18 protein-coding genes are annotated in these 22589 nt (G+C 35.1%); 10 read left to right on the forward strand and 8 right to left on the reverse strand.

Features of this window, described 5'->3' with window-relative positions; genetic code table 11:
* Positions 1–198 precede the first annotated feature (198 nt).
* Complete coding sequence (locus tag AC06G9_RS12855) at positions 199–1134, forward strand: alpha/beta fold hydrolase (RefSeq protein ID WP_480956418.1); 936 nt, start codon at positions 199–201, stop codon at positions 1132–1134.
* A gap of 152 nt (positions 1135–1286) precedes the next feature.
* Here the strand turns inward: AC06G9_RS12855 and AC06G9_RS12860 are convergent, their stop codons facing one another.
* On the reverse strand, positions 1287–2669 hold the full coding sequence (locus tag AC06G9_RS12860) for a M20/M25/M40 family metallo-hydrolase (RefSeq protein WP_480956419.1): 1383 nt from the start codon (positions 2667–2669) through the stop codon (positions 1287–1289).
* 299 nt (positions 2670–2968) lie between these two features.
* Between AC06G9_RS12860 and AC06G9_RS12865 the strand changes: the two genes are divergently transcribed.
* Entirely contained in the window at positions 2969–3604 is a 636-nt protein-coding gene (locus AC06G9_RS12865) for an alpha-ketoglutarate-dependent dioxygenase AlkB family protein (RefSeq protein WP_480956420.1), read from the forward strand.
* Positions 3605–3739: 135 nt separating this feature from the next.
* Here the strand turns inward: AC06G9_RS12865 and AC06G9_RS12870 are convergent, their stop codons facing one another.
* The 5 genes from AC06G9_RS12870 to AC06G9_RS12890 all read right to left on the reverse strand — a co-directional run bounded on the left by AC06G9_RS12870 (position 3740) and on the right by AC06G9_RS12890 (position 8759).
* Entirely contained in the window at positions 3740–4708 is a 969-nt protein-coding gene (locus AC06G9_RS12870) for an ROK family protein (RefSeq protein ID WP_094772669.1), read from the reverse strand.
* A gap of 168 nt (positions 4709–4876) precedes the next feature.
* Positions 4877–5272, reverse strand: coding sequence for a VOC family protein (locus AC06G9_RS12875; RefSeq protein WP_045754665.1), 396 nt, complete (start codon positions 5270–5272; stop codon positions 4877–4879).
* A gap of 221 nt (positions 5273–5493) precedes the next feature.
* On the reverse strand, positions 5494–6297 hold the full coding sequence (locus tag AC06G9_RS12880; protein WP_480956421.1) for a hypothetical protein: 804 nt from the start codon (positions 6295–6297) through the stop codon (positions 5494–5496).
* 372 nt (positions 6298–6669) lie between these two features.
* Complete coding sequence (locus tag AC06G9_RS12885) at positions 6670–8193, reverse strand: NAD(P)H-hydrate dehydratase (RefSeq protein ID WP_480956422.1); 1524 nt, start codon at positions 8191–8193, stop codon at positions 6670–6672.
* A gap of 71 nt (positions 8194–8264) precedes the next feature.
* Positions 8265–8759: a hypothetical protein gene (locus tag AC06G9_RS12890; protein WP_480956423.1), complete on the reverse strand. Its 495-nt coding sequence runs from the start codon at positions 8757–8759 to the stop codon at positions 8265–8267.
* A gap of 331 nt (positions 8760–9090) precedes the next feature.
* Between AC06G9_RS12890 and AC06G9_RS12895 the strand changes: the two genes are divergently transcribed.
* From AC06G9_RS12895 to AC06G9_RS12930, 8 genes are all read left to right on the forward strand, one after another.
* The gene (locus AC06G9_RS12895; RefSeq protein WP_480956424.1) at positions 9091–10446 is read left to right on the forward strand and encodes a WG repeat-containing protein; all 1356 of its coding nucleotides are present in this window, start codon (positions 9091–9093) and stop codon (positions 10444–10446) included.
* 151 nt (positions 10447–10597) lie between these two features.
* Positions 10598–12856 carry an ATP-binding protein gene (locus tag AC06G9_RS12900; protein WP_480956425.1) on the forward strand — a complete coding sequence of 753 codons (2259 nt, stop codon included), beginning with the start codon at positions 10598–10600 and terminating at the stop codon, positions 12854–12856.
* Positions 12856–13485, forward strand: a complete 630-nt coding sequence (locus AC06G9_RS12905) for a response regulator transcription factor (RefSeq protein ID WP_248753481.1) — start codon at positions 12856–12858, stop codon at positions 13483–13485. Before AC06G9_RS12900 ends, AC06G9_RS12905 begins: the two co-directional genes overlap by 1 nt.
* A 159-nt stretch (positions 13486–13644) precedes the next feature.
* Entirely contained in the window at positions 13645–14331 is a 687-nt protein-coding gene (locus tag AC06G9_RS12910; RefSeq protein WP_480956426.1) for a hypothetical protein, read from the forward strand.
* A gap of 4 nt (positions 14332–14335) precedes the next feature.
* On the forward strand, positions 14336–16324 hold the full coding sequence (locus AC06G9_RS12915; RefSeq protein WP_480956427.1) for a hypothetical protein: 1989 nt from the start codon (positions 14336–14338) through the stop codon (positions 16322–16324).
* Between the two features lie 6 nt (positions 16325–16330).
* Complete coding sequence (locus tag AC06G9_RS12920) at positions 16331–17596, forward strand: hypothetical protein (protein ID WP_480956428.1); 1266 nt, start codon at positions 16331–16333, stop codon at positions 17594–17596.
* 191 nt (positions 17597–17787) lie between these two features.
* The gene (locus tag AC06G9_RS12925; RefSeq protein WP_480956429.1) at positions 17788–18444 is read left to right on the forward strand and encodes a YdeI/OmpD-associated family protein; all 657 of its coding nucleotides are present in this window, start codon (positions 17788–17790) and stop codon (positions 18442–18444) included.
* A 35-nt stretch (positions 18445–18479) separates the two neighbouring features.
* Positions 18480–18995: a MepB family protein gene (locus AC06G9_RS12930; RefSeq protein WP_480956430.1), complete on the forward strand. Its 516-nt coding sequence runs from the start codon at positions 18480–18482 to the stop codon at positions 18993–18995.
* Positions 18996–19406: 411 nt separating this feature from the next.
* Here AC06G9_RS12930 and AC06G9_RS12935 read toward each other — a convergent pair whose 3' ends face one another.
* Complete coding sequence (locus AC06G9_RS12935) at positions 19407–21620, reverse strand: NADP-dependent isocitrate dehydrogenase (protein ID WP_293929035.1); 2214 nt, start codon at positions 21618–21620, stop codon at positions 19407–19409.
* Between the two features lie 214 nt (positions 21621–21834).
* Entirely contained in the window at positions 21835–22479 is a 645-nt protein-coding gene (locus tag AC06G9_RS12940) for a Rossmann-fold NAD(P)-binding domain-containing protein (RefSeq protein ID WP_480956431.1), read from the reverse strand.
* Positions 22480–22589 lie beyond the last annotated feature (110 nt).

The following is a 22589-nucleotide window of genomic DNA, read 5'->3' on the forward strand; positions in this document are numbered from 1 at the left end:
TACCGTTCAAATAGTATGATATACCGAATAGCGCTGACTAAAAAAACAACAAATATTGATATTAGTAAACGCGGATGTGAACAATGTTCATATTGAGCGCTATTAAATTTTTACATGTAGCCGTTTAATCCACTATAAGTTTATAATCAAAGCATATAGCCATTATTGTACATCCATTTTTATTTAAAATATCAGTCCATGAAATTAATCATCACTTTTATATTGACGATCACTTTTTCCATATCGTCAGTCTATTCTCAGGTTTCTGAAAGAAAGTTTGTATCCATCAATAATAAAAAAATGGCTTACAAAACATTTGGACTTGAAAATAGAAAAATAAATGAACCCATTGTCGTGTTTGAAAGCGGCCTTGGTTCTGGTGGCGGCAGTTACGGGAGTTTATTTCCTTTTATTGAACATGGTTTTGCAGGTATCGTGTACGATAGAAACGGAATTGGAGAGTCTGAGATGGATAGTTTAGTCAACACAGATCTTGAGGTTGTAAAGAGGCTTCACGATTTATTATCGACCTTAACTATAAGTCCTCCCTACTTACTCGTTGGACATTCTATTGGGGGACCGTTTATCCGCTTGTATGCCGCACAATATCCCCACGAGGTTTGTGGTTTATTTTTCATTGACCCGACAGACTTTATGCTAACAAAAGAAGAGGATGATCAGGTAAAGTCCAGCACTGCAAGCAAAACAGGATACCGAGAGTTATTGACCATTAATTTCAAGAACATATTAAAAGACCCTTCAACGACAAAAGGTTTTCGATATGAAGTACAGCGGGAGCTCCAAGAGAGTACGCCAGATTTTTTTAAAAATTACACATCCTTACCCCCTCTTATTGATATTCCGGTAACGGTAATGATTTCCTATCATAAGCATATAGAGCAATATGAAACAACAATGAACGAAAACCTTAAATTAGGTATTAACCTCATCCCTTGGTGGAAAGAATTGGATGATTTGAGAATAAAACACTATGCAGAAATGATCAAAAACAATCGTTCTAGTAAGTTGGTTTTATTGCCGCGATACAGCCATGGAATTCACCATCAGGATCCTAAATTAGTAGCTCAAGAGTTATTAAATGCTTATGAGACATGTCTGCGTTCGAACAAGTAAAGTGTAGCTACTATTTCTTTCTCAAATCGGTCTATGACTAGACTAGCTGGGATCAATTTGAAGATAACGAAGGAATTGAATTGCTTTGCATCAAACGATTTAACTAGAGCCCATGTATGCATGGCTCTAGTTTATTTATGCTGTTTTAAGTACTATAATTGATCGATTTGTTGATCAACCAAATACAATAGTGAGGCAATAGCTGCTACGCCAGATTGTAACTCGCGCTTATCTACCGCTTCAAAAACATCTTTTGCGGTATGGTGCAGATCAAAATAACGGTGTGGGTCTGGTCTAAAATTGAACATCACGGTATTCGGAAAATGCTTGCCCCAGACTCCAGAATCTACTCCTGGACTTCCTTGTAGAAATCGTGAGACCCAGAACTTCTGCTCGAACAAGGGCTTCCAGTGTTGCTGTATCCAAGCAACTCGATCGGCTGAGGCTTTGATATCAAAACCTCGAGGTGCGAATCCTCCGGCATCACTTTCAATCGCGGCAATAATCTGTTCTTGTTTATCTTTTGCGATCTGCCCATAAGCTGATGCACCATGAACACCATTTTCTTCGTTCATATAAAAGACCAAGCGGATGGTGTGCTTTGGTTGATATCCAACTGCCATCAGAGTACGAATAGCATCTAAAGTCCCCATAGTTCCGGTACCATTATCATGAGCTCCTTCGCCTACATCCCAAGAATCGATGTGTCCACCAATCGTGATGATCTTATCTGGAGATTGCTGCCCTTTCCATTCTGCAATGACATTATGCGTATGTACTATTCCTTTCCATGCTGCATGCTGCTCTAAGTAAACTTTTGTATGTGGATTTGCTTTCAACGCATCACTCAACTTAATAGCTGATGTTGCTGATATCGCCATCGCGGGTATACTATCGATACCTTTTACATAACCTGTGCCTCCTGTATGTGGATAATCATCGGTCTTAGAGGAAGATAGTGAGCGGAATAGATAGGCTACTGCACCCAACTTAGCCGCTTCTGCTGGACCTCGGCTTCTTTGACTTGAATTGAGACCATATGCTACACCTGTCTCTACGATGGACTCATCCCAGGGTTTGTTGATGAAAACAATTTTCCCGCGTACCTGATCTCCATATTTCTTTAAATCACTTAACAGTTCTACTTCAATCACTTCTGCGACCAAGCCTTTAGCTGGGGTGGAAACAGATCCTCCTAAAGCCAATACACTCAAAGGTTCGTTAGAACCAACAAGGTAAGCTTTTTCTTGAGGTCCGCGATCCCAATATGGAACTTTCACATCTTGAAGATACACGCGGTCAAAAGGAAGCTTTTCCATAATGCTTTTCGACCAAGCTACGGCCTTGTCCGCGCGTGGTGATCCTGCTATACGATGACCGATTTGTTTTGTCAAATGGTGCAGATTGTCATAGGCCTGCCCATTATAAAAAGATTCATGATAGATCTTATCCAACATAATGGAGTCCTGCTGTGCAAAAGCTCCCTGCGTAAAAGTGGATATAGAAAGTAAGGTGAGTAAAATGCTTCGTTTCATTCGTTTAGTTGTGTTCTGTGGAGTAAACATAAGTATTTTTTTTAGGAAGTGGAACGGCTAAGCTAATTCGATTTTAATTTGAATGGAAATATATAATTGATCAGAATAGGTTCAATCACGGTTGTGTAAGGGATCATTTCAATGTTTATCAATGGTAAATTTCCTGCCATCTATTTTTTCTAAAAAAAACACTAACATTTATAGTTTCAATAAACTAATAAAATTAGTATTTTTGATTCATTATTTTGGGACATGATGAATCGCATTATTGCCCCTTGAATTGATAAACATAAGATACGATGATGACTTTATTTGATGATACGGAAATATTTGCTACGGGAAATGCGGGGAAAGTCCGATTTGATCTCCCGGATACCGATCTGATGCTGATCGATTCTTTCTTTACAAAAGAAGAATCTGATTATTATTATAATACGCTATTGAGGGATACAATATGGCGTGAATATGAGATGGAAATCTTTGACAAAACGGTGAAAGCACCACGTATGATTGCGTGGTATGAAAATAAAAATAATAGTGGTGCTAATCTAAATGGTCCTGATTGGACTCCTGAACTATTGGCCATCCGGAAACGTGTGGAAAAAGAAACTGGATTAAGCTTTAATGCGGTCTTACTTAATCTGTATCGGGACGGAAAAGATGGTGTAGCATGGCACAGTGATCATATTGATCAGTCAGGACCCAATCCTGTAATCGCTTCGGTCAGTTTTGGAGAAACTCGTCTATTTCGCCTTCGCCATCGATTTTTGAAGGTCGTAAAACAAGTGGAAATACCCCTGCACCATGGATCTTTTCTCCTGATGGCAGGAACAACTAATAGTTGCTGGCAACACCAAGTACCTAAAACCGCTAAAAATATTTTACCTCGGATAAACCTTACTTTCAGAAACGTCAACCGTATTGAAGGTCACTAATTGAAAACAATTGGATCGTATCATCGATAAAAAAAGTTAATAAATAAGACTTACCAGATTAATTGATACCAACCATCTGGTAAGTCTTATTTTATCAGCTTTAGATGCTTATTAGAAATGAATGGTAACAGTATACTATTGCTCCCAAACTAAAGCGCTTGCACCTAAAATAGCTGCATCAGCCTCTGGTAGCTCACTAAAAACTAATCTTACCTTGTCCCTGAATATGGGTAAAAGATTTCTTTCCATATGAAGTTTAGCGGGTTTTAAAATAAAATCTCCTGCCTTGATTACTCCTCCAAATAGCAAAATCGCTTCTGGTGATGAAAACATTACAAAATTTGCTAATGCTTCCCCCAGTTTTTGCCCTGTGTATCTAAAAACTTCAATCGCAATCGGATCACCTTTTATAGCACATTCATAAACGGTTTTGGAATTGATAGCCTCTTCAGGATATTGATTTAACATCGAGCTCGGAAATTCAGCACGCATTTTCTTTGCTGTAATTGCAATACCTGTTGCTGAAGCATAAGCTTCTAAACTTCCTTCTGAACCTGTGCTCCAGTGTTTTCTGCCTCCTGGTTTTACGATGGAATGTCCTAATTCTCCCGCAAAGCCATCGTGTCCATAGATAACATTTCCATTGGCAACAATTCCGCTCCCTACACCAGTACCTAAAGTAATCATGATGAAATCTTTCATACCACGAGCTGCTCCGAAAAGCATTTCTCCAAGGGCTGCCGCATTTGCATCATTGGTAATGGTACAGTCCATGTTAAATTTATCTTGCATCATTTCGGCAAAAGGTATCACCCCTTTCCAAGGCAAATTGGGAGCTTGTTCAACAGTGCCGGTATAATAATTACCATTAGGTACTCCTACTCCAATACCATCAAAATTTTTATCTGCTCCATATTTCTCGATTAAAGGAGAGATTTGAAGATATAATGCATCGATAAAATCTTCTACTTTTTCATATTCATCTGTTTTTAAGGATCCTTTTTCAAGAACTTCCCCACGATGATTTACCACTCCAAATTTAGTGTTGGTTCCGCCGATATCTATTCCAAGAGCGACTCGTGCTGACAAGTTTGTTAACGCCATTTCTTAATTTAATATACTAAATCGCTAAAACTATAAAAAAAAATGTATAAATGCGCTATTTAAAAAATACTAATTGAAGGATGACTGTTGTAGATCAAAGAATAAAAACTCATTCATGAAGTCATTTTTTACATGAATGAAGAAATTAATTTTCATATCGTGATTCTTTTATTCATGCATGGGGGTACAAATTTCAATCAAGAAACCATCCAGATCTCGTACATAAGAAACTGTTTGTCCCCATGGCTTAATGGTGGGTTGCTCAACAATAACGCCATTAAACTCCCATACTTTGTCCACTAGATCTTCCACATTATCGGTTACGATACCTAATTCTATCCCGAAGGGTTTGTCTAAACGCGAACTTGCTGTATATCCTGCCGTCAAATTTGTATTAGCAAGTTTATGTGATGCAAATGAAATCGTAGTTTCCCCTGTAATGAGTTCACCATAATCATTTTCTGGGGTAATAAATTTTCTAACAAAGCCAAATACTTGTTCATAAAATTGAATTGATCGTGTCACATCGGACACATATAGAATGGTGTACTTAAATTTAATCATACTTCTGTTACTAAAATTTTGTCTATGGTCTAGGTGACATGATTTGAGCATATGATCTCAAAATGTGATGCCTTGTTTATGTTTAATAAAGATATTTCTGTTGGGCACAAAAATAAGTAGGGTGTTGACAACTGTATGTCAGTAATTGCTTTTATAGCTAAAAAAAACATAAAAAAATCCTATCTATCTCGATAGGGCATTCTCTTACGATCGATGATAACTTATTTAACTTCTTTATCATCAAGCGCTACGGCTGCTGCACCTAATACCGCAACACCGCCAAGCAATAGTGCATTTTCACCTTTTATTTTTCGATAAGCCATCATGTCTCCTTTCTCGGTATAATATTCGAACACATTATTTAAAGACATAGCTCCTGTTTGAAACAATGTTTGGGCATAAAATTTTTGTTCTGTCGTCTTTAAGATCATTTCATTATTGTTCAAAATGGAATAACTCAAAAAGCTTCTTAATATATACGGAGAGTTATCTTCATTAAATTTAGCTTCTTTCACCTGATATTGATTTCCATTCATCCCATACCGGGTTGCCTTTTGTTTTTTAGCTATTGTAACGAATTCTTTAATATCCTTTCGCAAATCAAAATAACTTCCGTCAACATAAGAATGTGGAGGTATCAATAATACATCTTTAGGGAGTGTTGCTGTTCCCTTAAAATATCCATACGTATAATCATCATTAAAAGTACTCATCTGATTCACTTGTCCTTTCATATTGATACGACCATCAGCATAGCTATTTGCTTTACCATTAATCACCAAAGCTGAGTTTTTTAAATCCCAAACGATCGGATTATTTGATTTATTTTCTACTTTAACGTAAATCTCGCCGTTTTTACCTGCAAAAGAGTAATGAACAGCTATTGTATCATTTGAATATAGAAAGGTGCTACGATCTTGATCTTTTTTACTATTGACACTATTAACAGTCATTAAGTAGTTAGAAGAACAGGCTGACAAAAAGAGTGCGGCACATAAGGGAATAAAAGTTTTATAAATCTTCATCTTCAATAAATGGTTAATTTTTAGCGGATATTCATTAATATAGTCCCTTGATAGGTTCTATTTATTGTTTTCTAATATATCACTAATATTTAAAATAAGCAATTGTGGAAGGGTCTATTCTTAGATAAAATTGCTTATGATAATCAATGTCCTGAATATATCAACTTGCTGGTATCAGCATCGGGTATACAAGCTAATTTTATAAAAAACACCCTTAATATTTGGGAAAGTATAAAAGTTATCCATTTTACGGTGTACCAGCTCGGAGATGGGCGATTATATTGATTGGACAATCGTATTCGATTAGCGGAAATTATTACTTAATAATTTGGTAGTATAAACAGCTTAAATAATTGCGGTTAATCCTGTTATTTATCTAGATATTACAGATCCATTCTTTTCTAACTCAAGAAACGCATGAGGTAAAAAAGATATGATGTCAGATGGCAAGAGGCTATACTTTCCAATAGATGGCACTGCTATATCTGCTGCTCTACCATGTATGTAGACGCCCAATATTAATGCCTGCTGTGGTGGATAGCCTTGACCTAGCAATGCGGTTAATATACCCGTTAAAACATCACCGCTTCCGCCGGTTGCCATACCCACATTCCCTGTACTATTAAAAAAAATCGTTCCATCTGCCATGACCATAGCGCTATTTGCACCTTTGACCAAAATATGCAATTGATACTGATGTGCAAATTTTTTCACTTTTTCTAATTTATCCCAATCATCAGCCCAAGTCCCAATGATCCTGCTCAATTCTTTTGGATGTGGGGTCAAAATACTATTTGGCGGTATGGCACTCCACCATTCAGAATTGATTGCTAATATATTCAAGGCATCAGCATCAACTACTATAGGTTGATCACTGATGCTTTTTAAAAATTTTGAAAATGCTTTAACCGTTTCTACTGCAGTCCCCAAACCTACTCCAATTCCTATTGCTTGATAAGACGATAGTTGGGGTATATTGGTGATGTAGCTACTGTGATCGTCCAACAACAACATCGCTTCGGGGACAGCCGTTTGTATGATGGTATTCCCGTTTGATGGTGTATAAGCTGTGGCCAAACCACAGCCGCTACGCAATGCGGCCTTTAAAGCAAACTGAACCGCTCCCATCTTCCCTTTGCTACCACCTATGATCAGGATATGCCCAAAATTGCCTTTATGCTCGAACCTTTTTCTTTTTTTGTAGCATGACCAGATGATATCTTCTGTGACATAGTTCATATTCGAGTCTGTAAGCTCAATAGCATGTGTACTCAATTGAATATCCAGCACTTGAAAGTCATCATAAAAACATTGATTTTGTGGCATTAACAAACTGAGTTTTGGAACCTGAAAAGTATACACTAAATCTGCGTGAATAACTGGAGCTTTAAGGGAGGTAGGATGATCAGCCACTAAACCAGAAGGCATATCAATGGCATATACCACGACATCAGCTTGATTGATCTGGTTGCAGATATGGTTCCATTTTTCATTTAATTCTTCACGCAAACCAGACCCAAAAAGACAATCTAAAACAATGGTATCTTTAGGAAAAGCTAAATCATCTGTTTCAGAAAAAAATTGAATTCTTTTATCGGAAATCTTTTTTTGATTGATCAGATTATTACTGGAATAATCTGCTGACTTTACTAAATAAATGTTGACCTCTGCTAAATTATCATCCAAGATGCGTGCTAACACAAGTCCATCGCCGCCATTATTTCCTTTACCACAGATAATAGTAAAATGTTGATTGGCCATGTTCTGGTACCGTTTCTTTAATTCTAAAAAAACAGCGTGAGCTGCACGATCCATTAAATCTGAACTCGCTATATGCTGTTCCTCACAAGTTATAGCATCAATTTGAGCAATTTGCGCCGCAGAAAGAATTTTCATTTTATTCTAAATATGAACTAAATATAGGTGTAAAAATGATCAAATCTAAACATCAATTTTTTAAAATATCCTTATTTGATATCCAGCTTATTAAATTCTAATTCCAAATTGATCAATTCTGGTAATGCTTTAAAAGAGAAATAGGTAACACTTACCCATTCTCTTCTTTGCAAACACAAACTATACACGCGTATACTATTGTGGATATGAAGTTTATACATGTCGATCCACTTGTCTTCACGATTGACATTATAATTCTCAAACTTTTTCTCTACTTCTTTGGCGATAGTTACAAATTGACTTTCATCCAACTTGAGATCCTTTCCTTGCGTGACTGCCAACAACTGGGGTTGTGTCTGTTTATAATATACTTTTACTTGTTTACAAATCTTCAATACATCTTTGTTCTTGGAGTTTTTCTCCAACATTTGTGTCATCAACAATCCTTCAGTGCGCATAAATACAATATCTCGAAGCGCCGACTCTTCCTCTGAAATCCGTTGGACTTGATTTGAGCAAGGCTGCGAAAGTAATAATATGGAACAAAGTAATATATAAACTTGCATAATATGGAACGTCTTTGGATCGCATACAACTGTATATACTTTCAACAAACTACATGGAGCTATTGTTTACAGTTTATTATTTAATCACTACAAAGCAAGTCTCTATATCCCCATAATCTAAAAAGTCAAGCTTAAATTAATATATTACGTGGCATAGAGTGACTGCAGACAGATCGCTTATCTTAAAATATCGCTCCTAAGTAATTTGATAAAAACAAAAATTAAGAAGAACTAAAATAAATGCTATGGCAGCAATATCCAATATGGCTGCTATCAGGGATAAAAAAAGTGATACACATTAATCACCTTTGTGATCATACTTTAATATTATATGAAAAGACTAACACTAGCATGGATGATCGCATGCTTAACCAGCTGGTCAGCTTTAGCACAATCCAAAAAGGTTCTTCGTATTGATTACGGAATAAATACGGAGATCTCTGGAGATGACGAAATAAGTGATACGCAATTAAGAGCTTGGGTAAATCAGGATTTTATGCGCATATCCTATACCCACGATGAAAGCCACATCGAAATCACAGATAAAAAAAATTATAGATCATTTATATTAATTCCTCAAAACGAAGAATATTTAATTCTTAATGATGGAGATAAAAACGATTATACACAAATTGAGATTGAATATATAAAGGACCAGGATAAGAAAATAGCCGGTTATACCTGCCAACTTGCCGTTTTAAATCTGGGTACTGATGAAGATACTAACGAAGAAATCAAATTGGAAGTTTACTATACCGAACAAATTCCTAATTTATTTTGGTCAGAGTTTAATTTTTTACATGTCTTACCTGGAGCACCATTATCCATAACCGTTTCTGGGAGTGGTTACGTTGCTACAAAAATTGAACATGAAGAATTACCTCAAGAACTCTTCGAAATTCCAGACCACTATACTCAAATAGAGGTCGATTCTGCAGAAGGATTTGGTGATACCCAGATAGCTGATGACCGCTTCGCCTTTACTGATGAAACAGGTGAGCGATATGGAGTACGTGATCAAAACGGAACAATTATTGTCCAACCAAAATATGCATTTGTAGCACCATATGTAGGTGATATATCGGTTGTAAATAATTCTTCAGACAAATTTGGTGCGATCAATTTAAGGGGGCAACAGGTGATTCCTCTACAATATGATTTTTTAACCTATTCAGAAAAAGATCGTAAATTCCTTTATGGTCAACAGGATAAGTACGGTTTATTGGATGAAAATGGCAAAGTATTAATTAAGGCTAATTATGATATGATTAATTTCCCTGAACATGGTCTAATGCAGTTTACCAAAAATAATAAAAGTGGATATATTAATGAAAAAGAACAAGTAGTCGTCCCTGCGGTGCATGAATACATTATGGGACGTAATCAGCATTACTTTATTTCAACTCAAGGTCAATACTATGCATTATACAGCATTAAAGATAATAAGAAAATCGCAAGCGGCTATGATTATATGGCTTTACCAGATGAAGGAACAACGTTCTTGGCTATGAAAAACGGAAAATATGGTTTTATTGACGATAAGGGTAAAACAACTATTCCTTTCAAATTTACAACTGCAATTGCCTTTTCAGATGGTGTGGCCATCGTGTCGGAAGATGAGGCTGGGGAAGACTTTTATTATATTAATACTAAAGGGGAAAAAATACCGGCTCTCGAGGCTGAATAATTTTAAATATTCACCTAATGATGTCCATAAAAATGAGCGGTCAATTTTATCTACAAATGACATCTGTCATACTATTTTGAGCAATTAATCGATACATGTTTATAAAAAATGATATCTTAGTCTCTTATAGAAAGATCCACAATGAATGCAAATGAAGAAGAGCATAATCGGTTTTGGCCAACAATTTAAAGAAATTCTACTTATTCTGATGTTGTGTTTAATCGTGACTGGTGCTATTGCTCAAGAAATATTAGATAAGCTGAAGCAACAATATGAAAATACTCCTGCTTCGAATACGGAACGATTATATATAGCTGGTAAATATGCAAGAGCCTTATTTTTTAATCAACAAGAAGATCAAGCTGCCGAAATACTGAAAGAAAATATTCAGATAGCAGTTCGCTATCAGGATGGTCAATATGCTGCGAATCTGTATGCCATCGATGCAATGAACAATCGCATTGCCGAGCGTTTGAAGGAATCACAAAATAGTTTATCAAAAGCAAAGGAATTTGCTCACAAATCTAAGAATCAAGAAATCAAAGGCTATGTCTATTATTGTGAAGGCTGGCTATATGTGCGTAATAATAAAGAGGGTGAGGCTGTACGAAGTTTTTTACGTGCTATTAACTATTTTGACCAGTGCCATTCCTCTCCCACTCTAAGCTCGCGAAAATCATCCACTTACAAAGAGCTTACTTCAATATATGCGAATTGGAATGAATACCAATTGCAAGAAAAATATAGTTTACTTGCTTTAAATCTAGCCATTCAGCAAGATGATCCGATTGCTATATTTGATGCTTATATGCTTATGGGTTATATGTATGAGCAACGATATAGAGCTGATGAAACTAAGCAACAGTTGCGGGATCAAGCTGAAAAATACTATTTACAAGCGATCAATACCTATAGCCAAAACAAGAACAATATTCCATTCCCTTCAAACCTTTCTTTTGTTGCCAATAATTTGGCTCATCTTTATCTGACTTCTTACCCTGAAAGCTTTCAAAATCAAGCGCTTCAATATGCTAAACTTGCTCAAAAGCAGGGTCTAAAGACGCAGCAGTACACCCACGTTGCCTCTGCCTATGGTATCATGGCAGAGATTGCCTTGAAAAATAAAAATTTTAAGGAAGCAAAAGCATATTTATTGTCGGCTCTTGTCGAGATCTCTAAAAGTAGTGTACCCGATCAAAATATCATCTTGAGTATATATGAAAATCTTTCTGAAATCGCGGAATCAGACCAAAATTTGACTGAAGCTATTCGCTACCAAAAAGCGTATATGGAGACATTTAAATCCATTTATAATCAAGAACAATTAGAACTAGGTAAGCGATTAGAGGCTCAGTTTGACAAAGAAAGACAGCAACAACAACTGATCACCATGCAGTTGGAGTCTGATAAGAAGGAACAACAAATTAATTTGATGCAGACCATCGGTCTACAGCAAAAGCAAGCATTTGAAAACTTAAAGCTGCATGAGGAAAATCAAAGAAAGGAACTGGAGCTAACACAGTTGGAATCCGAGAAAAGAACTCAAGAATTAAAATTGTCTCGTCTTGAAACTCAAAGTCGTACTCATGATATCATAAGTTTTAAAAATGAAATCTCTTATAAAGAAAAGATAAATAAATATTATGTAGTTTTAATGCTAGTTTTCTTACTGCTTTTCTGTTTACTTCTCTATGCTTATAAACAGAGATCCAAGAGTATGCGCCAGCATAAGGAACTGTACAATTTTTCGTTAGACAAAGAACGTCAAAACTCTAAAATATCTAACTTGACGGCTATGCTTGAAGGCCAAGAACAAGAACGTGGACGTATAGCAAGAGATCTACATGATGGACTAGGTGGTTTATTATCCAGCACTAAAATAAACTTATCACAATTAACGGATAAGTTAGATTTAAACATGAAAGATGACATGCAAAAGTCCATACAACAATTGGATACTGCTGTGGAGGAACTCCGTCGTGTCGCTCATAATCTCATGCCTGATCTACTTTATAGATTTGGACTCCAGGAAGCACTGCAAGATTATGCAGCCCGTATGTCCAATGATTTTCTAGATATTGATGTACAATTTTTACACTATAAAAATCAGCTAACCAAAGAACAGCAGCTCTTGGTTTATCGTATTGTACAAGAATTGGTCAATAATTCAATAAAACATGCAGATCCAAAACAAATCATCATTCAGATTGTAGAAGAAGCTGATAGTTATTGCATCACTGTTGAAGATGATGGCCTTGGATTTGATATAAAACAGATCAAAGGAAATCAATCAGCAGGACTTTATAATATTCAATCTCGGATCGATTTTCTAAAAGGAAGATTCAGTATTCAATCTGAAATAAATCTTGGAACGAGTGTTGAGGTTTTATTTCCAAAAAATAAAAATTAATGATTAAAATAGCGATTACAGATGATCATCCCCTACTCTTAGAGGGGCTTAAAAATATACTCTCCAAATCAGAACTTTTGGAGGTGGTGGGTTGTTTTCCAGATGCTAATACGATGCATATTGCATTAACTAAAACACCTGTAGATGTACTTTTATTAGACATCAATCTGCCTGACGCAAATAGTATAGAATTGATAGCACCTCTTCGAATAAAATATCCTAAAATGCACATTATAATTATCAGCGTTCACAATGAATATGCGGTGATCAATAGTGTGCTACAAGAAGGTGCTCATGGATATATTCAAAAAAATGCTTCTGTAGAAGAAATTATCAATGGGATAGAACAAATATTAAAAGGAAACAAATTTTTATGTTCACAAACTAAAATTATTGTAGAGAAGAAAACTAAAGATGAACTAAAAATAGTTCCAAAATTGACGCGTAGAGAAAAAGAAGTACTTTTGGAAGCAGCATCTGGACTAACTACTAGCCAAATCGGAGAAAAATTATTCATTAGTCCGCATACTGTCGAAAGTCACCGAAAAAATCTCATTGAAAAATTTGGCTCAAAAAATCTAAGCTCAGTTATCAAATTAGCCATTGAATATGGACTCATACGTCAATAATCTTAATCTCGTATAAAAACCACCATAATCAGGGATACTGAAAAGGTGTGTTAAACACTATTTTTACTAATAAATATATTATATGAAATTATATACCAAAGTGTCGGATGCTATTTTATTGAAGAATTACATCTGGTTAAATCCTAAAAATAATTAAAAATGATCAAACTCAAATCGTTCTCACTACTATTTATCTTAATCTGTTGCTGCAGCTTACTCACGAGTTGCTTTGATTTTATTGAAGATATTAACCTGAATGCTAATGGATCTGGAAACATAAAGGCTACTCTTAATCTCAGCAAAAGCAGTACTAAGGTAGCGTCATTAATGAAACTAAAAAGTGTTAATGGTATTCAAATACCTACAAAGGACAAGATAAAGAGTGAAACTGAAGATATGATTCGTATATTAAAAAATACAGCAGGTATTAGTCAGGTACAATATAGTTTGGATTTTAATAATTATATCGCAACTGTGTCTTGCCATTTTGCATCAGTATCGGCATTAAATAACTTTAGTAAAGCACTTAGTACTCACTTTAAGAGTGCTTTGGGTAACAATAATAGCTATGCTTATAATGCTCATACAGGTACTTTCACCAGAACATATACACACTCTCCGGTTTTAAGTAAAGAATATGCACGTATATCTGAAACTGATCGAAAATATTTCAATGATGCTTATTATACCCAAATCGTACGATTTGATAAAACGGTCAAATCACAACAACATGCTTCGGCAAAAATATCAAGTTCTGCTAAAGCAGTCTTACTAAAACTAAAAGCAACTGATCTTGCTAGTGGAAAGGCCTCCCTAGCAAATATAATAACCTTAAATAATAAATAAATACATGAATTTAAAATACTTACCCTTGTTAGCATTGGCTGCTTTTTCAAGCATGCAAGCTACAGCTCAAGAGTTGACGAGCAAAATACCGTCTCAAGCTGACTTTGTTGTTGCCATTAATAATAAAGCTATTGTAGAACAGAGTTCTATGGAATTACTGAATGAGACCTTAACGAAATTAGGAGCTTTTGAAAAGTCAACAAATAACTTGGATTTTTCTATTAAAAGCTTGGAGGAATTAGATTTCGATTTAGATAAACAAGCATTTGTTTATCGGACCAATACGGATAGCTTATACTATATTGGTGTTTTAATTCCCTTGAAAGCAAACCACAAAGTCAAAGAGCGTATGTTTTCACAATTTGATTTGCTTCCTATGTATAATGGCTATGAAAGAAGGGTTTCAAAAGACGGAAAGACACAGGTCGCATGGAATCAAGAAACCTTATTTGTTTTGACAGGTGATCTACATCGCAATTACTTTCAAATGAAAGAGGTGGCCGATCGCTATGGCTTAGATCTTGGTCTATATGGTGGCAGTAGTGATACTTGGCTATATGATGACACATTAAGTGCCGCAGATACTGCTGTAGCAGTTGAAGCTATTGCTACTGAAGAGGTATTACCTGATACCGTAAATATCTTAGAGGAAATTAGTGAAGCTACCGCTGAAGCTGAAATAGCTTATGCTGATACATCTGCTGTCATATCTGATGAAGATTGGAATGATGATATTGATACGGTTGAAATGGATAGTTACGATGTTGAATCTGATTCATTATACCTTCTCAGCCAAATCAGAGAAGCTAAGAATGATTCTCTTAAAAATAAACTATTTGGCACTTGGCTTACTAATGATTTTAACCATTATTTAGATCCTAAAAATAATCTGGGACAACATAAAGCAGTCAAGATCGCTGATCAAAAACATCTACTAAGGGTATGGATACCAAATCTGGATAAATTATATCAGGATGCCTTGCCTTACGACGTCTTAAAAATGGCTTACGGTGTTGATTTGAAAAATTTCAAATACGGCTATGAAGATGCTACATTTGATTTGATCCAAGATCAACATACGCTAAAATTGACTGGAACAGTAGGTGTAGATGCAGAAATGGCTAAAATTTTCAAAACGCTCTATAATAATAAAATTAATAAAAAATTCAGTCAATATATTCCTGAAAATCACTTAGCATATGCCTCTATGAATATCAGTACAGAGGGTTATCTAAAGCAATTACCAGCATTAATATCTCGTTGGTACGCACCGTTGGCAGGAGAATATGCTGATGTGGTAACTATAGCTGCGACCGCTTTAGAAATCGGATTAGATGAAAAGTCTATCGGTAAAGTAATGAAGGGTGATCATGCTTTCTTTCTAAACGATCTACAGAAAGTAACAAAAGATTATGTTACCTATGAATATGATGATGATTATAATTATAAAGAAATAACAAAAACAAAAGATGAATATGTGCCTAATTTCCTTTGGATGTTTACTTCTCAGGATCAACGGTTATATAAAAAAATCCTTGAATTTGCAGTAAAGAAACAAGAGGTAAGTTTGGAAAATGGTATTTATAAAATTTCTGAACAGAAAAAATTAGAACCAATCTATATTCTTTTTAAGCATGATATTGTATTTGTAGGAAGTGATTTGGAACAGTTAACTTCCATTGAACAAAATCGTTTTAAAACAAGTAGAAATATGAAAGTAAAAAAAGACATGTCTACTAATCCTTTTAATATGGTTGTTCATACCAATGCCATACCTGAAGTTGTCAATAAACTCGAAATTCCTGTTACCGCATCTCTGGAACAAACATTAAAAGATCTTTCTGCTTATGGAGATGTTCAAATTAAATCAAATCTTCATAAAAATCGCTTTTCGGGAGAATTTTCTGTGGAGTTACCAAAACAAGATAAAAATGCACTTCAATATATATTGAAGCATGTTATGAAAAATTTAGATCATAATATCAAAAACTAATTATAGATGAAAAGAATTGCAATAATCATCAGCTCCTTATTGTTTTTAATATGTGCACTTGGGTGGACAGTCTATATGGTTCGAAAAAACAACATTGAGAAGCAATATGTAAGTAAAGAAAGTGCTTCTGTCTTATCTATCGCAGTTGATGATTTGTTATTGGATAATATTTCCTCCCTGCTTTCAAAGGGTGATCAATCTCCTGATGTAAAGAGTAAGAAAACATGGATAAAAAGCCTTATTTTGGATGCTGGAATTTCAATTCCAGCCCGAATTTTTTTATTCAATACTGCCGCTCATAAAAATCAATTTTACGGTATTTTGGCTATAAAGAACTATGAAGATTGCTTTTCTTTTTTCGCCAACCATTATCCCAAAGGAATAAAATTCATAAATAAAGAAAAGGGTATAGTCAGTGTTATAATAGGAAAATATATCCAAATACTATTTGATCGAAATCATTTTATCTATAAGATAGCTTTAGATAACAGTTCAGAAAATGCAGATCTAGAATCTTTATTACAACATAGTCATACATGGACACAGATCGGTGATTTGAAAGGATTTGAGCACGTACTGTCAAAAAAGCATATTAACTATGTACAGAAAGACAAAAGCTTAAAAATTGAAGCATCAATTGGAAAAAATAAAACAGAAATTGATGGTGAATGGTTACTATCTCATGATATAGATCAGGAATTGCAAATCAGAGCTATGGACACCACAGATCAGACGCTTGCTTTCTGGAGTCTGGTTCATCTGAAGGATATTCCTATACTTGCGCATGTAATGAACAAGTATACTGGACTTAGTGAAGCACAGTTAGCTGATGATTATTCTAATTACTTTGATTTACAAGTAAAAGCTAATCCTATCACTCAAAGGGATACTTCAATTACTTACGAATACGATGAGGATTTTAATGCTGTTGAAGCAAAAAAGATCCAAGAGCTGCGTGTACCTCATATCATACAGGCTTGGAAATATAACAAATCACTGGAAGAATCACTTCCGAATAATATGTTTTATCAATTCCATAAAATGAAAGCCGGCCAATATTTGTTACAGACAACTTCTGATAATTTGATCAATCAGATTGAGAGCAGACCCACATTATATCCTTTTTATTGTTTTATAGATTTTGAGACATGGCCAGAAGAATGGAAGTTATCTATATTTAAAAATTTGAAAGATAATAAAGTTCAGGCGACAATAATGACTACGCTACAGGATCAAAAGAAATTGTCCATAAAGGGACAAATCAATTATTAGTATAACGGAACCGAATTAATATTTTGAAGATGATACAGTGTAGAAATATACTGTATCATTTTTTTTAGAAAAAAATCTACTTTTAAATCAAAACGATAGGAAGATCTTTTTTTTTACAATTATATTAAGCTCTGGTAAAGTCTATTTATATTTGTATCATTACAATTATAAAATTAGCATCTGTTTCTATCATGAATCCTCAAGTAGATGAATATTTAAATAATAGCAAGACATGGCAAGAAGAAATGAAACTTTTGCGTAGCATTGTACTTGACTGTCAACTCATGGAAACGTTTAAGTGGAAAACACCTTGCTATACATACAACAATAAAAATGTTGTTCTGATCAATCGTTTTAAATCCTATTGCGAACTTGGCTTTTTTAAAGGTGCGCTATTAAGTGATACGTACTCACTGCTGATGCAACATGGTGAGAACTCTCAATCTTCAAGAAGTATTAAGTTTACAAATGTTGCAGATATATTGGAGAAAGAGCCTCAAATTAAAGCATATATTTTTGAAGCTATAGAAGTTGAAAAAAGTGGATTGAAAGTTGTATTAAAAGAGACTTCCGATTTTTTAGTTCCTTTAGAATTTGAACAAAAATTAAAAGCAGATCCCATATTGACCGCTGCCTTTCAGGCCTTAACTCCAGGCAGACAACGAGCATATTTACTTCATTTCGCAGCGCCTAAACAATCTAAGACTATCCAAGCACGTATTGAAAAATATATTCCACGCATCTTGAAGGGAAAAGGCTTAAATGACTGTATCTGTGGTTTATCAAAACGCATGCCTTCCTGTGATGGCTCCCATCAGCTCTTACAGTCAACCTGTATCGAAAACTAATTTTTTCAAATAAAGTATAAATTAAATTTATTCTCTTGGTATATACTCAAATTGTCGATCCTAACTTACAAAAAATAGATCAATATGTCTTTCGGGCTTGCAGTTTAGCAATAGCAAACTTAACACGAGAACTTGAAAGTCAAGAATATGCTGCTCAGAATTTTGAATTGATAAATCGAAAATTTAAATATAGAACAGCCAAAATAACACCAACAAAGACTGGGCAATTTGTCACTTTGTGGCAGCGAACGACTGCTGGGATCATCGCTCCATTCGAAATTAATGATCCTATAGACTTTTATATCATAGCAGTGCGAAAAGAATCTAATTTCGGAATTTTCATATTCCCAAAAGCTATTTTATTTCAAAAAGGCATACTTTCTGGAAATGGCAAAGAAGGGAAGCGGGGTTTTCGAGTTTATCCAAACTGGGATGTCGTTGAAAATAAACAAGCGCAGAAAACCAAAGATTGGCAAAAATTATATTTTTTACACCTACCTGAACATCAACAAATCGATCTCACAAGAGCAAAACATTTATTACAGATTTAAGTTGAGTCTTTTTAATAAATGGGTATTTTGGATAATATATTTTGAACTTTAAATAAATTATGTGTAAATTGTTAATACCATTTGTAGACATAATCGAATCATTATGCATCCATTCCGAAACAAAAACAGAGAACACACTAGTATCTATGCATATAGATGTTCTCCAGAAGTATCCTCTCACCCCTTTGTAAAAGTACAAGAAGGTGCACTTGGAAAAAACCAATTAACTTCAAACCACATTGAACTATTGGTAACGCCGATTGTCAAACCAGATGCTTTAGAACAAGTCCTATTAGAGATGAATTTACTTAAGAACAAAAATTAGCAGAGAATGATTACTTAGTGATGCTATTTCATAAAAAAAACTCCATTCATAATGAATGGAGTTTTTTATTTTATTGCAAAATCTTCTTATAAAGATGCGATTGCATTATTCAATGTTTCCGAAGGACGCATTGCTTTAGTAGCTAAATCATCATTAGGGAAATAATAACCACCGATATTTTGAGCTTTACCTTGAGCAGCAATCAACTCATCATTGATCTGCTTTTCATTTTCAGCTAATGCCTTAGCTAAAGGTGCAAATTTTGCAGCTAATTCAGCATCTTTGGTTTGCGCTGCTAAAGCTTCTGCCCAATAAGCTGTTAAATAATAATGAGACCCACGGTTATCGATCTGACCCACTTTACGTGCAGGAGACTTATCATTTGCTAAGAATTTTTCTGTAGCTACATCCAATGTTTCAGCCAAGACTAATGCTTTTGCATTATTTTGAGTTTGCGACAAGTGTTCTAAAGAAGCACCTAAAGCTAAGAATTCACCTAAAGAATCCCAACGCAGGTATCCTTCGTGCAAAAATTGCTCAATATGTTTTGGAGCAGAACCCCCAGCACCAGTCTCAAATAGACCTCCACCATTCATTAAAGGGACAATAGAAAGCATCTTTGCAGATGTACCTACTTCTAAAATAGGGAATAGATCGGTTAAGTAATCACGTAATACGTTACCCGTAACAGAAATAGTGTCTAAACCTTCGCGAATGCGATCTAAAGAAAATTTAGTTGCCTCTACTGGATTCATAACAAAAATATCCAATCCATTTGTATCAAAATCACCTAAGTATTTTTCTACTTTTTTGATAATCTCTCTATCATGAGCACGGTTTTCATCTAACCAGAATACTGCTGGTGTAGCAGACAAACGAGCACGGTTAACAGCCAATTTGACCCAGTCTTGGATTGGTGCATCTTTTGTTTGACACATGCGAAAGATATCACCTGTTTCAACCGTTTGCGCCATTAAAATATTTCCTTCATTGTCTACGACACGTATCGTACCATTTGCAGTAGCTTGGAAGGTTTTATCATGAGATCCATATTCTTCTGCTTTTTGAGCCATTAAACCAACGTTAGGAACTGAACCCATAGTGGTAGGATCTAAAGCACCATGCTCTTTACAATCTTCAATCGTTGCTTCATACACGCCTGCATAACAACGGTCTGGAATGATGGCAATCGTATCCTGAGACTTTCCTTCTTTATTCCACATTTGTCCCGAAGTACGGATCATAGCTGGCATAGATGCATCAACAATAACGTCTGAAGGCACATGTAAATTTGTAATTCCTTTATCAGAGTTGACCATTGCTAAATCCGGACCATTAGCAATAGCGGCATCAATAGCTGCTTTAACTTCTGATTCCTGTGGATTGCCTACAATTTTAGCCAATACTTCACCTAAACCATTATTTTTATTAATTCCTAAAGAATTGAACAATTCACCATACTTAGCAAATACATCTTTAAAGTAAACTTCTACGATCGCACCAAAAATAATAGGATCTGAAACTTTCATCATTGTTGCTTTTAAGTGAGCAGACAACAAAACACCATCAGCTTTGGCTGCTGCAATTGTATCTGCAACAAAACCTTTTAAAGCGGATAAGCTCATTACTGATGAATCGATTACTTCTCCTGCTTTTAATGGAGATAAACCTTTTAATTCAGAAATAGAACCATCGGTATTTACAAACTCTATTTTGAATTGTCCTTGATTTTGTACCGTAACTGATTGCTCGGTTTCATAGAAATCGCCATGAGCCATTGAAGCTACGCGAGTTTTTGAATCTGCAGACCACTCACCCATCGAATGTGGATTTGCTTTAGCATAATTCTTAACCGCCTTCGGTGCACGACGATCAGAGTTTCCTTCACGTAAAACTGGATTTACTGCAGAACCCAATACTTTGGCATACTTCGCTTTGATTTCATTTTCTTCCGCAGTTTCTGGATTGTCAGGAAAATTAGGAATTGCATAGCCTGCAGCCTGTAATTCAGCAATTGCGCCTTTTAATTGAGGAATAGAAGCTGAAATATTGGGTAACTTAATAATGTTAGCTTCTGGAGTGGTTGCCAACTGTCCTAATTCAGCTAAAGCATCAGCTACTTTCTGATCTTCGCTTAGTACATCTGAAAAGTTCGCCAAAATACGACCTGCAAGAGAAATATCTCTTAATTCAACATCGATATTAGCTGTTTTAGCGAATGCTTGTACAATAGGTAAGAATGAATAAGTCGCCAATAATGGCGCTTCATCTGTCTTGGTATAAATGATTTTAGATGACATAATTTTTTTATTGAAATCTTTTAACTTGCTTAAACAAAATTGAAATTAAAACGAACGGTTAGGTTGCTTCAAAATTCGCCTAAAGATAAGAAAATGAAATTTAAATCGCCACAAAAGGTTGAATTATGACGCTTGAAAGTAAAATATTGGCTCGACTGAATTAAATGAAAATAAAATGCCCTATATCCTATTAAATGGAAAACAGATGTGCAGACTATTTGATGATTGCTTTTATATCTTTCAATTCTAATACCTGTCTAGCTTTTTTATATGTAAAAACACTTTCCAACATCGCTTTTGCAAGTAGTTTAGTTTTAATTGGGGCATATTGTTTAAAAATGCCGACTTTATTAAGAGTGGTAATGATTTTTAAGCCGATCTTTTCACCTAAACGATCTGAATGAGGTCGCTCAATAAATCCTGGACGCAAGATAGTGAGTTGTTGAAAGCCAATGTTTTTGATTGCATCTTCTAAAGATCCTTTCATTCGATTGTAAAAGATTCGCGATTTTGCATTTACTCCGGCTGCAGATAGTAAAACGAAATGAGTAACTCCATTTTCAAAAGACATTTTCGCAAAATGAAAAGGATAGTCATAGTCAATATGCCACTGGGCTTCTTTGCTTCCTGCATCTTTTAATGTGGTTCCTAAACAAGAAAAGGCGACATCTCCCCTTACCCGATCTTGAAAAGAGAATAGCTTATCAAAGTCAACAATAATCTCTTCTAATTTATCATGATATTCAAAATAAGGACGTCGCAATAATACCCGAACTTTACTAAATCGAGGGTCCACTAATAATTGTCGAACAAGTTCTCTACCTGTCGCTCCGCTTCCACCAATAACAATTGCTACCATATGCTAAAGATAATGATTCGTGAGCTATATTTTACTATGATATTAATTACTATGGAGATATATTATGGAAGATCTTCAAACGATTAAGCGCTTTGATGACCTCGGGTGAT

The organism is Sphingobacterium sp. MAE (assembly GCF_056711605.1).